Genomic DNA, 14,167 nt, shown 5'->3' with positions numbered 1-14,167 from the left:
GTCACCGTCACACCGGTCACCACCACCTGGCCGGCATGGGGAGAGGGCTGGGCCGGAGCCGGCTCGAGGCCGGAAACGCTCAGGGATGAGGACATTAATAGGGCTCCTTTGTCAGTAGACGCGGGGCCGGCCTTGGGTCCGGCCCCGCGTCCGGGGGGGTGGGTCAGTGCTTGTCCTGGCCGGCCTTGACCGCCAGCACCGGCCGGTCCGCCTGCAGCAGGATGCGCTGGGCGTGCGAACCCATGATGAACTTGCCGACCTGGGTGCGCTGGCGCAGGCCGATGACGATCAGCGACACGTCGTGGACCTCGGCCAGGGCCAGGACTTCCTCGGCCAGGTCGTCCGAATGCGTGGACTGCAGGATGGACGCTTCGACGCCGGCGGCCGCTGCCTCGGCGGCAATCCGGCCCAGGTCCGTGTCGGAAGCCACCGACTTGTCCACCAACGCGCCTTCGCGCACGGAGTTGACGACGAACAGCTTTTCGCCGCGCAGCTTGGCCTCCGCGATGGCAGCCTGTGCGGCCGCCTCCCCGGCGGGAGTGGGGATGTATCCGACCAGGATGCTCATACCTTTTCCTTGGCTTTCTGGGTCTTGACGGTTTCGACGGCACCGGCCGCTTTCCGGCGGGCCAGCAGGGACTGGAGGGCCGGCCACAGGGCGACGGCCAGGAAGATGGCCAGCAGGCTGGCCGAGATCGGACGTTCGAAGAACCCGCCCAGGTCCCCGTTGAGCACCAGCAGCGACCGGCGCAGGTTGGCCTCCAGCAGTTCGCCGAGCACGAAGGCCAGCACGAGCGGCCCGGGTTCGAAGCCGAACTTCTTCATCAGGTAGCCGACGATGCCGAAGAAGACCACCAGCGTGACGTCGAACATCGAGTTGTTGATCGTGTAGGCGCCGAGCAGCGTGATCAGCGCGGTGATCGGCGCCAGGATGGCGGCCCGCACGCGCAGGATGCGCACGAAGACGCCGACCAGCGGGATGGACATGATCAGCAGCAGGATGTTGCCGATGTACATCGAGTTCACCACGCCCCAGAACAGGTCCGGGTGCTGGTCCACCAGCTGCGGCCCGGGGGTCACGCCCTGGATCAGCAGTGCGCCGAACATCAGGGCCATGGTGGCGTTGGCCGGGATGCCCAGGGTCAGCAGCGGGATGAAGGAGCTGGTGGCGGCCGCGTTGTTGGCTGTTTCCGGAGCGGCAACGCCTTCGACGGCGCCTTTGCCAAAACGCCCGGGCTGCTTGGCCCGCTTCTTCTCGAGTGCGTAGGCGGCCATCGAGGAGATGGTGGCGCCGCCGCCGGGCAGGATGCCCAGGAAGAATCCGAGGACCGAGCCACGGCCGATGGCGCCCGAGGACTGCTTCAGGTCCGCACGCGACGGCCAGACGTTGGCTACCTTCGCAGGCGCCTTCGCGGCCCGGTGGCGTTCCTCCAGGTTGTAGAGGATTTCCCCGAGGCCGAACAGGCCCATGGCCACGGGGACGAAGTCGATGCCGTCGGCCATGCTGAGGTTGCCGAAGGTGAAGCGCTCGGCGCCGGTGAACACGTCGCGCCCGACGGTGGCCAGCAGCAGGCCGAAGGCCGCGGCGATCAGTGCCTTGGACTTGCTGCCGCTGCTGATGGTGGCCACCAGCAGGATGCCCAGCAGGGCCAGGGCGGCGTACTCGGGCGGACCGAAGGAAAGCGCGAAGCCGGCGACCACCGGGGCCAGGAAGGTCAGGCCGATGATGCCGACGGTGCCGCCGACGAATGAGCCTATGGCGGCGATGCCGAGCGCGGTGCCGGCTTTGCCCTGTTTGGCGAGCATGTAGCCGTCGAAGACCGTCACCACCGAACTGGCTTCGCCGGGCAGGCGCAGCAGCACCGAAGTGATGGTGCCGCCGTACTGGGCCCCGTAGAAGATGCCGGCCAGCATGATGATGGCGGTGACCGGCTCGACCCCGTAGGTCAGCGGCAGCAGGATGGCGATGGTGGCCGCGGGGCCCAGGCCCGGCAGCACGCCGATCAGCATGCCGATGACGACGCCGAGCAGGCAGTAGAGCAGATTGGTCGGGGCCAGGACAACGCCGAAGCCGTCCAGCACCGGTTGCAGGAAATCCATGGAGGAGCCTCTCTCAGGCCGTTAGAACAGATGGGGGATGGTGGTCCCCAGGCCCAGGATGAAAATGCCGTAGAACGCGGCGATGACGAGGACCGAATAGAGTGCGGCCGAGCGCCAGGATTCGCCGCCGAGGAACTTCATCCAGACGAAGCAGAGCAGCAGCGAGGGGATCTCGAAGCCGATCACGGGCATTAGCGCCACCAGCCCCACGAGCGTGGCGGTGCCGAAGAGCACCAGCCAGGACAGCCGGGAGAACTTTTCGCCGTCCCCGCCGTGCCTGCCGATGACCATCTGCGCCAGGCCGAGCACCGCGATGACCAGGCTCATGACGAACGGCCACAGGCCCGGCTGGGGCTGGCTGGGTGTGCCCAGCCCCAGCCGGAGCGACAGGATGAGGCCGGCAGCGCCAAGCACCACCGCCACCGCCGAGGAGACGAGGTTGGCAACCGGCCCGGCGGCCCGCGGCGCTTCCGACTCCCACTGCGCCGCCAGCTGTTCGGGGGTCAGGTCCTCCTCGCGGCCAGCCGGTGCCGGGGTCAGGTTGGTGGTCTCATTCATGGTGCTGCTCCTGGGTGCCTGGCGCCGCTGCTTAGTTCTCCTGCAGGGAGATGTCGTACTTCTCGGTCAGCTGCTTGTACTTCGCGGCCAGCTCGGTCCACTCGCTGACGACTTCCTCGCCGGAGACCTCCCGGGGGGTCAGCAGGTTCTGCTCGTTGAACTGCTGGTAGGCCTCGGTCTTGAAGGTGTTCTCGAAGGCGGTCTTGAGCCGGGCCTGGACGTCCTCCGGGGTGCCCTTGGGCGCCACCATGGCGCGGTACTGCGACACGGGGATGTCGTAGCCTTCCTCGGTCGCGGTGGGGACGTCGGGCAGGAACTTATTGCGTTCGGTCGAGAAGACCACCACCGGTACCAGCTTGCCGGCGTCGATCTGTGCCTTGGCCTCGCCCAGCTGGACCGTGGCCAGCTGCACCTGGTTGCCCAGGACCGCGGTGACTGCGGGCGCGCCGGAGTCGAACGGCACCTCGGTGCCCTTGATGCCGGCCTGCTTGAGCAGCAGGGCCTGGGCCAGCTGCGATCCGGTACCCACGCCGGTGGTGCCGAAGGTCAGGTCCTTGGCTGCGGTGAGGTCCTTGACGGTCTTCACGCCCGCCTCGGGGTTGGCGACCAGCACGTAGTCGTCCTGGGACAGGCCAACGATGACCTCGACGTCGTCCAGGCTCACGGCCTCGGCCTCGCTGACGGCGAGCGGGGTGATGGTGATCAGGGAGGCGTTCAGGGTGGCCAGCTCATAGCCGTCGGCAGCCTTGCCCTGGACTTCCTTCAGGGCCAGGGCACCGTTGGCGCCGGGCTTGTTGACCACGGGCATGGCCACGCCAAGGTCCTCGGACGCGCCCTCGGCCACGGCACGGGCGATCAGGTCGGTCGAACCGCCCGGGGCGGCACCGACCGTGACGTTGATCGGCTTGCTCGGGTAGGCATCGGCCGAGCCCGAGGCGCCGCCGACATTGCCGCCGCAGGCGGTCATCGCCAGCACGGCGGAGGCTGCGGCGGTGCCGAGCAGGATCCGGCGGGTGGGGAAGTACTTCATCGAGTGGACTCCTCGAGTAGGGGTGGCTTGGCATCCGGCCGAATGTGAAGCCGGTCACCAGTGGTTCGCTGAACGAGCCTAGAAAAAAGTTATGATGCATGTCCAAGCCCATTACTGCATTGAGTAATACCCGGAGGGAATCATGTTCACCCTTGACCAAGTGCGCAGCTTCATTGCCGTGGCCGAGGAACTGCACTTCGGCCGTGCCGCTGAGCGGCTGAACATGACCCAGCCGCCGCTCAGCCGGCAGATCCAGAAGCTGGAGAAGAGCATCGGCGTCGACCTGTTCGAGCGCGACAACCGCAAGGTGGCGCTGACCGCCGCCGGGGAGGCCTTCCTGGCGGAGGCCCGCCGGCTGGCCGTGGCCGCCGACCGGGCGCCGCAGACCGCCCGGCGGATCGCCGCCGGCCGGGCCGGTGTGCTGCGCATCGGCTTCACCGCAGCTTCCGGCTACAGCCTGCTGGGGCCGCTCCTGGCCGAGATCGAGGAGGGGCTGCCCGACGTCGACGTGGACCTGCAGGAGATGGTCACCGGGGAGCAGCTGCAGGCGCTGGCCGCCGGCGAACTGGACCTGGGGCTGGCGCGCCCGCCGTTCGACACCCGCCAGTTCGAGTCGCGCCTGCTGCTGTCCGAAAGCCTGCTGGTCGCCGTGCCCGAGGGCCACCCGCTGGATGAGCTGAAGCGTCCGGTGGAGGCCGCCGACCTGGTGGACGTGCCGCTGGTGATGCACCACCCCACCAAGGCCCGCTACTTCTATGACCTCTCGGTCCGCCTGCTGCCGATCGAGCACCGCAACGAGGTCCACTCGGTCAGCCAGATCCTGACCATGGTCGCCCTCGTGGCCGCCGGACGCGGCGTGGCCTTCGTCCCCGAGTCCGCCCGGCTGCTGGGGGTCGGCGGGGTGTCCTACCTGCGGCTGGCCGGCGCCTCCACGGACGTCGTGGAGCTGCACGCCCTGTGGGCACGCGGGACGCGCAACCCGGCGCTGGAACGGCTGCTCGATGTGATGCAGCTCAAGACGGACTAACGCGATTATGCTCCCCGTGCATCAATCCATACAAAAAGGGGCTTGGACACGCATCACCGGGCCTTCCTAGGCTGGACGCGAAGACCCCAGCTGCGCCGTCGCCGGCGCCGTCGCAAAGGAAGATGCCCGTGGCCCAGTACACACCCCAAGAACTCGCCGCCAAGCTCAAGGACGGCCTGCTGTCGTTCCCCGTCACGGCATTCGACGCCAACCTGGAGATCGACGAGGCCGCCTACCGCCGCCACCTGGAGTGGCAGGCCAGCTTCGACGTGGCCGGGCTGTTCGCCGCCGGCGGCACCGGCGAGGGTTTCAGCCTCATCCCTGAGGAGTCCGCCCGGGTTGTCCGGATGGCGGTCGAGGAGGCCGGCAGCCGCGTGCCCGTGCTGGCTTCGGCCGGCGGTTCCACCGCCCAGGCGGTGCAGAACGCCAAGGATGCCGAGGCAGCCGGCGCCGAGGGCCTGCTGCTGCTGCCGCCCTACCTGACCGAATGCGACCAGGCTGGCCTGCTGGCACACGTCTCGGCGGTGTGCGCCGCGACCAGCATCGGCGTGATCGTCTACAACCGCGCCAACGCCATCTACTCGGCCGATACCGTTGCCCGGCTGGCCGAGCGCCACCCGAACTTCATCGGTTTCAAGGACGCACTCGGCGACATCGAGCACCTGACCAAGGTCTACGCGAAGAACGGTGACCGGCTGTTCTACCTCGGCGGCCTGCCGACCGCCGAGACCTTCGCCCTGCCGCTGCTGCAGCTGGGCATGAGCACCTACTCCTCGGCCATGTACAACTTCGTCCCCGAGTTCGCCCTCGAGTTCTACGCGGACGTGCGCCGCCAGGACCGTGCGGGCGTGACCGAAAAGCTCAACCGCTTCGTCCTGCCCTACTTGGAGATCCGTGACCGGGTCAAGGGCTACGGCGTCTCGATCGTCAAGGGCGGGCTGAAGGCCATCGGCCGCGACGCCGGCGGCGTGCGCCCGCCGCTGCAGGACCTGACCGAGCAGGACGTGGCCGACCTGTCCGCACTCATCGACGCCGCCGGCATCCGCCCGGCCGACGCCGCCCTGCCGGCACACGTCTGATACCTATAGACCAACCGCACTACCGAAGGAGCATCCCCATGCCCACGCAACAGGCGGTCCTCACCGGCCACTCCATCATCGCCGGGCAGCCGGCCCCGGGCCGCGGCGGCACCGCCAACGGTTTCAACCCGGCCACCAACGAGATCCTCGAACCGGCCTACACGCTGATCGACGCCGGCCAGCTGGCCGAGGCCACCGCCGCTGCCGAAGCGGCCTTCGAATCCTTCAGCAGCCTGGATCCGGAAACCCACGCGGCGTTCCTGGAGCGGATCGCCGACAACATCGAGGCCGCCGGCGCCGAGCTCATTGCCCGGGCCATGGCCGAGACCGGCCTGCCCGAGGCCCGGCTGGCCGGCGAGCGTGCCCGGACCACCGGACAGCTGCGCCTCTTCGCCGCCGTCGTGCGCCGGGGCGACTTCCGCGGTGTGCGCATCGACCCGGCACTGCCTGAACGCACCCCGCTGCCGCGGGCGGACATCCGCCAGCGCAAGGTCCCGGTGGGCCCGGTGGCCGTCTTCGGCGCGAGCAATTTCCCGCTGGCCTTCTCCACCGCCGGCGGCGACACCGCCTCCGCGCTGGCAGCAGGCTGCCCGGTGGTGTTCAAGGCCCACAATGCGCACCCGGGCACCAGCGAGATCACCGGCCGGGCCATCGCGGACGCGGTCCGCGACCTTGGCCTGCACCCCGGGGTCTTCTCCCTGATCTACGGTCCCGGCAGCAGCATCGGCCAGGCCCTGGTCACCGACCCGGCCATCAAGGCCGTCGGGTTCACCGGCTCGCGCAGCGGCGGCACCGCCCTGATGGCCGCGGCCGCGGCCCGCCCCGAACCCATCCCGGTCTACGCCGAGATGAGCTCGATCAACCCGGTCTTCTTCTTCGACGGCGCGCTCAAGGGCGACGTCGATGCGCTGGCCCAGGCCTACGTCACCTCCGTCACCGGTTCCTCCGGGCAGCTCTGCACCTCCCCCGGGCTGGTCTTCGTGCCCGCAGGCGAGGCCGGCGACAGGTTCGCCGCCGCCGTCGAACGCGTCCTGTCCGGTGCTGCCGGACAGACCATGCTCACCCGCGGCATCGCCGACTCCTGGAATGCCGGCGTCGAGGCGCTCGGTGCCCAGGACGGCGTCGAACTGGTGGCCCGCGGGCAGGCCGGCGGCACGCAGAACGCCCCGGCACCGGCGGTCTTCGGCACCTCCGTGGACACCTTCCTGTCCAACACCGTGCTGCACGAGGAGATCTTCGGCGCCGCCTCGCTGATGATCCGCTACGCCTCGGCCGAGGAACTGGCCGAAGCCGCGCGGAAGCTGGAGGGACAGCTGACCGCCACCCTGCACCTGACCGAGGCGGACTACGCCACCGCTGCCCCGCTGCTGCCGGTGCTGGAGCGCAAGGCCGGGCGCATCCTCGCCAACGGCTGGCCCACCGGCGTCGAAGTGGGCCACGCGATGGTGCACGGCGGCCCGTTCCCGGCCACCTCCGATCCGCGCTCGACCTCCGTGGGCACCTTGGCGATCGAGCGCTTCCTGCGCCCGGTGGCCTACCAGAACATCCCGCAGGAACTGCTGCCGGCGCCGGTGCAGGACGCCAACCCCTGGCAGCTGAACCGCCTGGTCGACGGCAACATCGAACTCGCCGGAGGCAACCGATGAGCACCCAACCCACCATCGCCTCGGTGGAAGTGGTGCCCGTTGCCGGGCACGACTCCATGCTGCTGAACCTCTCCGGCGCCCACGGCCCGTTCTTCACCCGCAACGTGGTGATCGTGACGGACTCGGACGGCCGCACCGGCCTGGGCGAGGTGCCCGGCGGGGAGAAGATCCGCGCCACCATCGAGGATGCCGGCGCCATGATCACCGGCCGTCCGGTGGCCAGGTTCCGCAGCCTGCTGCGTGAGATCGCTGCTGCCTTCGCCGACCGCGACGCGGGCGGCCGCGGCCTGCAGACCTTCGACCTGCGCACCACCGTGCACGCGGTAACGGCCATCGAGTCGGCGCTGCTGGACCTGCACGGCCAGTTCCTGGGCGTCCCCGTCGCCGAGCTGCTTGGCGACGGACAGCAGCGTGAAGCGGTGCCGATGCTCGGCTACCTGTTCTATGTGGGCAACCCGGACGCCACCGACCTGCCGTACTTGCACGAGCCCAACGGCGCGGACGATTGGGAGCGGGTGCGTCGGGAGGAGGCCATGACGCCGGAGGCAGTGGTCCGGCTGGCCGAGGCGGCACAGGCCCGGTACGGCTTCCAGGACTTCAAGCTCAAGGGCGGCGTCCAGGCCGGGGACCTTGAGGTCGACGCAGTGGCCGCGCTCAAGGAGCGCTTCCCGGACGCCCGCATTACGCTGGATCCCAACGGCGGCTGGATGCTGCAGGACGCGATCCGGCTGGGCAAGCGCATGCGGGGCGTGGTGGCGTACGCCGAGGATCCGTGCGGCGCCGAAGGCAAGTTCTCCGGCCGCGAAGTGATGGCCGAGTTCCGCCGCGCCACCGGCCTGCAGACCGCTACGAACATGATCGCCACCGACTGGCGGGAAATGGCCCATGCGGTGCGCAGCAACGCCGTCGACATTCCGCTGGCCGACCCGCATTTCTGGACCATGGCCGGCTCCGTCCGGGTGGCGCAATTGTGCAATGAGTTCGGCTTGACCTGGGGTTCGCACTCGAACAACCACTTCGACATCTCCTTGGCCATGTTCACCCATGTGGGCGCCGCGGCGCCCGGGGAGATCACCGCCCTGGACACGCACTGGATCTGGCAGGACGGCCAGGGCCTGACCAAGGAACCGCTGCTGATCCGCGACGGCGAGATCAAGGTTCCGCAGGCACCGGGCCTGGGCATCGAACTGGACCGCGACGCGCTCGCGGCCGCGCACGCGCTCTACCTGGAGCACGGGCTCGGCGCCCGCGACGATTCGGTGGCGATGCAGTACCTGATCCAGGGGTGGGAATTCGACCCGAAGCGGCCCTGCCTGGTCCGCTGACCTGCTGCGTGGAGGGCCCGGAGGGGTCCGGGCCCTCCACGCCCACCGAACAACTTCAGGAAAGGCGGCCTGAGTGGAGGGCGTCCTGCAGGGATTCAGCATCGTCCTGCTCATCGCCGGCGCCGGCTATCTGGCGTCCGCATTCCGGCTCGGCGGCGGTACGGACCCGCAGCCGGCCCTGACCCAGGTCATCTACTACATCACCAACCCGGCCCTGATGTTCGTGCTCCTGGCCGGGACGGACCTTGGGGCCGTCTTCGGCGTCTTCGCCCCCGCCGCCCTGCTCACCGCCGCGGCGACGGGCCTGGTCTATGCGCTCCTGGCCCTGGCGTTCTTCCGCCGGAACGCAGGCACCGTGGCCGTAGGGGCGATGAGCTCCTCCTATGTGAATGCCGGCAATATCGGACTGCCCATCGCCCTGTACGCGGTGGGCAGTTCCGTGCCCGTGGTCGCCGTCCTGATTGCCCAGCTGCTCGTGGTCGCCCCGCTGTACATCGGCATCTTCTCCTGGGCTGCCGAGCGGCGCCGGCGCAGGGAAGCCGACGACGGCGCGCGCCGGAGCCTGTGGCGGGCGGTGACGGCACCGTTCGCCAACCCCGTCACCGTGGCGACGGCGGCGGGCCTGGCCGTGGCCGCGTCCGGGCTTCAGCTGCCGGAGGTGCTGTGGAATCCGGTGGAGCTGGTCGGCCATGCCTCCGTGCCGCTGCTGCTGCTGGTCTTTGGCATGAGCCTGTACGGGCAGCGCCCGCTGGGGTCCCGGGAGCTGGTGGTGGACACGCTGGTGGCCAGCGGCGTGAAACTGCTCCTGATGCCGGCGCTGGGCTATGTGGCCGGACGCTGGGTGTTCGGACTGGAGGGCGTGGACCTTTTCGGGGTGGTGGCGATGAGCGCCCTGCCCACCGCGCAGAACGTGTTCCTGTTCTCCGGCCAGTTCCGGATGGACTCCGTGGTGGCCCGGGACGTGGTGTTCTTCACCTCGCTGCTGTCCTTCCCGGTGATCCTGGTCATCGCCGTGCTCCTGGCCTGAGAGATTGGCGCTCCGTTCCAGTACCGCTCCGCCCTAGAATGGCCGCCATGACCAACAGCCGCTTCAGGCTCGGCCGCCGATGGCGGCAGGTGGTCCTGCTGGTCCACCTCGTCTCCGGCGCCGGCTGGATGGGCGTCGACCTGGCCCTCGCGCCGCTGGCGCTCACCGGCCTCACCACCGGTGACGGCCGGCTCGCCGCCGCCTGCTACCAGGCCATCGCCGTGCTGGTCCCGGCCACCGTGCCCTACTTGGCCCTGGCCATGACCGCCACCGGGATCCTGCTGGGCGTCGGAACCCAGTGGGGGCTGCTGAAGTACTGGTGGGTGTTCGTGAAGCTGGTGCTCTCGCTGATTCTGACGGCGCTGGTATGGCTGCTGCTCCTGCCTACTGTCGGCAGCGTCTCCAAGCTGGAGCCTGCCTCGACCGGAGACCAGGTGCGGGCCGGTCTGGGCACCTTCCCGGTCCAGGTGCTCTTCCCGGTCAGCGTGTCCTTTACGACGCTGGCGTTTGCGTCGGTGCTCGGCGTGGTCAAGCCCTGGGGACGCACCCGCTGGGGAACCCGTCCAGACCGGGCGCACCCAGCGGCGCGCTAGGACCGCCGGCAGCGGGCACCCCTCAGATCAACCCGGCCAAGGGCGTGTTGGGGACGTGGATCCAGCCTTCCTCCGCTGCCGCCTGTTCCAGCCCCGCCGGCACGGGGCACGTCCTGCCGAGCGCGGCCGCACGGGCCGACAGTGACGCGATGAGCGCATCGTGCAGGTCGTCGTCGGAAGCCAGCAGCTGCGCGTCCGCACCCTCGAGCCGCAGCCAGCCGGCCTGGTCCCGAAGGGACCGCAGGGACGCCTCGCGTGCCAGCCGCGCCGCGTCCGTCCCTCCCTTGTACTTGCGGGCGGTGATCCCCCAGGCCTTCAGCGAAGCCGCCGGATAGACTTCGGCGAGGCCGTCGGAGCCGTCCCGCCGCCGCGGTCCGGCGGTGCGGGCGATCTTGGCCTGGATGACGGCGCAGCGCATGGCCACGTGTCCGAGCCGGTCGGCCGAGACGCTCATCGGGACCAGCCGCAGGAGCCCGGCGACGAAGCGGTCGGTTTCCCGGTAGGCGAGGACGCGCCGGCCCTCGGGCCCGTCGTGGGCCAGGACCGCGCCGGCGTCGTTGCCGAGGTGGCCTTGCAGGAACGGCACCAGCCGGGCGGGCCAACCCAGCGGGCAGTCGATGCCCGTGTAGTCGCAATTCCCGACCAGCCGGACGATGTCCTCATCGGTGGCTCCAAGCCGGAGCTCGGCGAGCCGGGCCTGTCCCGGCGTCCATTCCAGCACCGCGGCGGCGGTCTTCACCGGGTTGGCGGACAGGTCAACGCCGAGCGTCCTCATGGTGCCAGCGTAGCTGCGGCGAGGGCCCGGAACGGGCACACTGGAGGCATGGACAAGACGGCCGACCAGTTCTGGGATTCTTTCTACCGGGAGCGCGGCCAGGTGTGGAGCGGCAAGCCCAATCCCGTGCTGGTCCGCGAAGCCGCCGGCCTGGCCCCGGGCCTGGCCTTGGATCTGGGCTGCGGCGAGGGTGCGGACGCCATTTGGCTGGCGCAACAGGGCTGGCGCGTGACCGCCGTCGATATTTCCGCCGTTGCCCTCCGCCGCGCAGCCGGCCATGGCACAGACGCCGGCGTTGCCGACCGGATCGACTGGCAGCAACAGGACCTTGCCGCCTGGACCCCGGACGGCTCCTATGACCTGGTGTCGGCCCAGTTCCTGCATTCCCCGGTCGAATTGCCGCGCGAAAAGATTCTGCACACTGCGGCGGCAGCGGTAGCCCCGGGCGGGACACTGCTGGTAGTCGGTCATGAGTCCTTCCCGCCGTGGTCCCGGCATCCGGAGCCGGATGTTCCGCTGCCCACCGCTGCCGAACTGGTCCGCAGCTTGGGCCTGGATGATGGAAACTGGCGGCTTGAAGTTGTCGATTCGTCCAGCCGCGAAGTCACCGGTCCGGACGGTCAGCAGGCCGTGCTGGCGGACAGCGTGCTGCGTGCCCGGAGGCTGGGCGGCTGACCCGCCCGCCGGTCGACTCGGCCCTGTGGACCGGGCAGAATGAACCCGGGCCGGCCGGCTGCACCCGTGACCGGCCGGACCCGAGAACCGCAGTCACAAACTTGCCTAGGAGCGCCGTGAAGACAGTAGTCGTCGCAGGAAACCCCAAGCCCAGTTCCCGCACCCTGGACGCAGGCGTCCGGCTGGCCGGACTGCTCGGCGCCGAATCGCCGGACATCCTGGATGTCACCACGCTCGGGCCCGGACTGCTCGGCTGGGGTGATCCGGCAGTGCGGCAGGCGGTGGAGCTGGTTTCCGGCGCCGACCTGGCCATTGTCGCCTCGCCCACGTTCAAGGCCACCTATACCGGGCTGCTGAAACTGTTCCTGGACCAGTTCGATACCGGCGAGGGACTGCGCGGAGTCACGGCCGTGCCGCTGATGCTCGGCGCCGGCCCCGCCCACGCCATGGCACCGGAGCTGCTGCTCAAGCCCGTCCTGGTGGAACTCGGCGCGATCTGCCCCGCCCCGGGGCTGTACCAGCTGGACAAGAGCTACGACACGGACACCAGCGCCGCGGACTACGTCCGGCGCTGGGGGCCGGTGCTCGAGGCTGGCATCGGGGTACGCTGACCGGGCAGCTGGTGCGGCGGCCGGAGGGGGCTTTGCCGTGAGGTCCGCCACCACCGGCTGCCGGCGGCCTTCGGGACGGCCGGCCAGCGCTACACTGGGGCACGGGAATATCGGACCACGCAGGCCTGTTGCCGCTTCCTGTTCCCCTCATTCCACTCCCCCGCTCCTGATGAGGAATCCGCCGTGAGCCAGCCCCTGTCCGACCAGCCCGCTTTAACCCTGCCGCCGGCGCCGGAGGACCGGACCCGGCGGGACCGCCGGGTGATCCGCCTGCTGCTGGCCGCCACCTTCGTGGTCATCCTGAACGAGACCATCATGAGCGTGGCGCTGAGCGAGCTGATGGCAGACCTGGACATCACCGCCCGCGCCGCCCAGTGGCTGAGCACCGCCTTCATGCTGACCATGGCGGTGGTCATTCCCATCACGGGCTTCCTGCTGCAGCGGTTCAACACCCGCCCGGTCTACACCACGGCGATGGCGCTGTTCTCGGCCGGCACACTGCTGGCCGGCCTGGCCCCCGGCTTCGAGGTGCTGCTGCTGGGCCGCATCGTGCAGGCCACGGGCACGGCCATCATGATGCCGCTGCTGATGACCACCCTGATGACCCTGGTGCCCCCGGCCCAGCGCGGCAAGACCATGGGCAACGTCTCGATCGTCATTTCGGTGGCCCCTGCCATCGGCCCCACAATTTCGGGCGTCATCCTGAACACCCTCTCCTGGCGGTGGATGTTCTGGCTGGTGCTGCCCATCGCCGTGGCCATGCTCGTGATCGGCGCGCGCCGGGTGGAGAATGTCACCGACCCGCGCCCGGTGCCCCTGGACGTTGCCTCCGTCATCCTGGCAGCCGTCGGCTTCGGCGGCCTGGTCTACGGACTCAGCACCGTGGGCGAAGGCGGCGGGCACGACGGCGGGGCGGTGCTGCCGGTCTGGGCCGCCGCCGGCGCCGGCGGCGCGGCACTGCTGATGTTCGTGCTGCGCCAGCTGCGGCTGCAGCGGCACGACGGCGCGCTGCTGGACCTGCGCACCTTCAAGGCCCCGGCCTTCTCCATCGCCGTGGGCCTGATGACCGTAAGCATGGCGGCGCTGTTCGGCACCATCATCCTGCTGCCGATCTTCCTGCAGCAGGTGATGGGGCTGGAACCTGTCCAGATCGGCCTGATGCTGCTGCCCGGCGGGCTGCTGATGGGGCTGCTGGCCCCGGCGGTCGGCAGGCGCTACGACAGGTCCGGCCCCACGGTCCTGGTGGTGCCGGGCACCGTCCTGGTCAGTGCGGTGCTCTGGTTCCTGTCCACGATGAACCAGGACACCCCGGTGCTGATGGTCCTGGCCGCGCACCTGGTGCTGAGCCTGGGTCTGGCCCTGCTGTTCACGCCGCTGTTCACCGCCGGCCTGGGCGCCGTCCGGCCGGAGCTGTATTCGCACGGTTCCGCCATTGTCGGCACCGTCCAGCAGGTGGCCGGCGCCGCCGGCACCGCCTTGTTCGTGACCGTCATGTCCGTCCAGTCCGCGGCCTTGGCGGCCGGCGGGCAGGCCGGGATCGAGGCTGTTGCCGGCGGCGTGCAGGCGGCCTTCCTGACCGGGGCGCTCATCTCGCTGCCGGCCATCGCCGGGGCGTTCTTTATCCGCAAGCCGGCCGAGCAGCCGGTAGCTGCCGGGCACCACTAAGACGCTCCAGGACCGTGGGGCGGGTGCCGGGAAATTCCCGGGCACCCGCCCCGCGG

Annotated in this window: 14 protein-coding genes; 9 read left to right on the top strand and 5 right to left on the bottom strand. The window is 69.9% G+C overall.

Features of this window, described 5'->3' with window-relative positions; genetic code table 11:
• Nucleotides 1-163 precede the first annotated feature (163 nt).
• From HGG74_RS09855 to HGG74_RS09840, 4 genes are read right to left on the bottom strand one after another with little or no spacing between them, the layout of a single operon-like run.
• Complete coding sequence (locus HGG74_RS09855; RefSeq protein WP_168486173.1) at nt 164-568, bottom strand: universal stress protein; 405 nt, start codon at nt 566-568, stop codon at nt 164-166.
• The gene (locus tag HGG74_RS09850; protein ID WP_168486172.1) at nt 565-2,100 is read right to left on the bottom strand and encodes a tripartite tricarboxylate transporter permease; all 1,536 of its coding nucleotides are present in this window, start codon (nt 2,098-2,100) and stop codon (nt 565-567) included. Before HGG74_RS09850 ends, HGG74_RS09855 begins: the two co-directional genes overlap by 4 nt.
• Nucleotides 2,101-2,121: 21 nt before the next feature.
• Nucleotides 2,122-2,658 carry a tripartite tricarboxylate transporter TctB family protein gene (locus HGG74_RS09845; protein WP_168486171.1) on the bottom strand — a complete coding sequence of 179 codons (537 nt, stop codon included), beginning with the start codon at nt 2,656-2,658 and terminating at the stop codon, nt 2,122-2,124.
• A gap of 31 nt (nt 2,659-2,689) precedes the next feature.
• Complete coding sequence (locus tag HGG74_RS09840) at nt 2,690-3,688, bottom strand: Bug family tripartite tricarboxylate transporter substrate binding protein (protein ID WP_168486170.1); 999 nt, start codon at nt 3,686-3,688, stop codon at nt 2,690-2,692.
• Between the two features lie 142 nt (nt 3,689-3,830).
• Here HGG74_RS09840 and HGG74_RS09835 point away from each other — a divergent pair, with 142 nt between their 5' ends.
• From HGG74_RS09835 to HGG74_RS09810, 6 genes are all read left to right on the top strand, one after another.
• Nucleotides 3,831-4,715, top strand: coding sequence for a LysR family transcriptional regulator (locus HGG74_RS09835; protein WP_168486169.1), 885 nt, complete (start codon nt 3,831-3,833; stop codon nt 4,713-4,715).
• A gap of 128 nt (nt 4,716-4,843) precedes the next feature.
• A complete protein-coding gene (kdgD, locus tag HGG74_RS09830) occupies nt 4,844-5,794 on the top strand; it encodes a 5-dehydro-4-deoxyglucarate dehydratase (protein WP_168486168.1) in 951 nt (316 codons plus the stop codon).
• A 38-nt stretch (nt 5,795-5,832) separates the two neighbouring features.
• Nucleotides 5,833-7,440 (top strand): aldehyde dehydrogenase (NADP(+)), encoded by a 1,608-nt coding sequence (locus tag HGG74_RS09825; RefSeq protein ID WP_168486167.1) that lies wholly within the window; start codon nt 5,833-5,835, stop codon nt 7,438-7,440.
• Nucleotides 7,437-8,765: an enolase C-terminal domain-like protein gene (locus HGG74_RS09820; RefSeq protein WP_168486166.1), complete on the top strand. Its 1,329-nt coding sequence runs from the start codon at nt 7,437-7,439 to the stop codon at nt 8,763-8,765. The genes HGG74_RS09825 and HGG74_RS09820 overlap by 4 nt, the downstream gene beginning before the upstream one ends.
• A 73-nt stretch (nt 8,766-8,838) precedes the next feature.
• Entirely contained in the window at nt 8,839-9,792 is a 954-nt protein-coding gene (locus HGG74_RS09815; RefSeq protein WP_168486165.1) for an AEC family transporter, read from the top strand.
• A 47-nt stretch (nt 9,793-9,839) separates the two neighbouring features.
• On the top strand, nt 9,840-10,385 hold the full coding sequence (locus HGG74_RS09810) for a hypothetical protein (RefSeq protein ID WP_168486164.1): 546 nt from the start codon (nt 9,840-9,842) through the stop codon (nt 10,383-10,385).
• 22 nt (nt 10,386-10,407) lie between these two features.
• Here HGG74_RS09810 and HGG74_RS09805 read toward each other — a convergent pair whose 3' ends face one another.
• The gene (locus tag HGG74_RS09805) at nt 10,408-11,160 is read right to left on the bottom strand and encodes a DUF429 domain-containing protein (RefSeq protein WP_168486163.1); all 753 of its coding nucleotides are present in this window, start codon (nt 11,158-11,160) and stop codon (nt 10,408-10,410) included.
• Between the two features lie 48 nt (nt 11,161-11,208).
• Between HGG74_RS09805 and HGG74_RS09800 the strand changes: the two genes are divergently transcribed.
• The 3 genes from HGG74_RS09800 (at nt 11,209) to HGG74_RS09790 (ending at nt 14,111) form a co-directional block, all read left to right on the top strand.
• Nucleotides 11,209-11,835 (top strand): SAM-dependent methyltransferase, encoded by a 627-nt coding sequence (locus HGG74_RS09800; protein ID WP_168486162.1) that lies wholly within the window; start codon nt 11,209-11,211, stop codon nt 11,833-11,835.
• Between the two features lie 116 nt (nt 11,836-11,951).
• Nucleotides 11,952-12,446 (top strand): NADPH-dependent FMN reductase, encoded by a 495-nt coding sequence (locus HGG74_RS09795; RefSeq protein WP_168486161.1) that lies wholly within the window; start codon nt 11,952-11,954, stop codon nt 12,444-12,446.
• 183 nt (nt 12,447-12,629) lie between these two features.
• The gene (locus HGG74_RS09790) at nt 12,630-14,111 is read left to right on the top strand and encodes a DHA2 family efflux MFS transporter permease subunit (RefSeq protein WP_376766130.1); all 1,482 of its coding nucleotides are present in this window, start codon (nt 12,630-12,632) and stop codon (nt 14,109-14,111) included.
• Nucleotides 14,112-14,167: the final 56 nt, after the last annotated feature.

The sequence above is a fragment of the Arthrobacter mobilis genome (assembly GCF_012395835.1).
GTDB classification, from domain to species: domain Bacteria; phylum Actinomycetota; class Actinomycetes; order Actinomycetales; family Micrococcaceae; genus Crystallibacter; species Crystallibacter mobilis.
The sequence above is the reverse complement of the archived record's forward strand: the minus strand, read 5'-3'. Positions and strand labels throughout refer to the sequence as shown.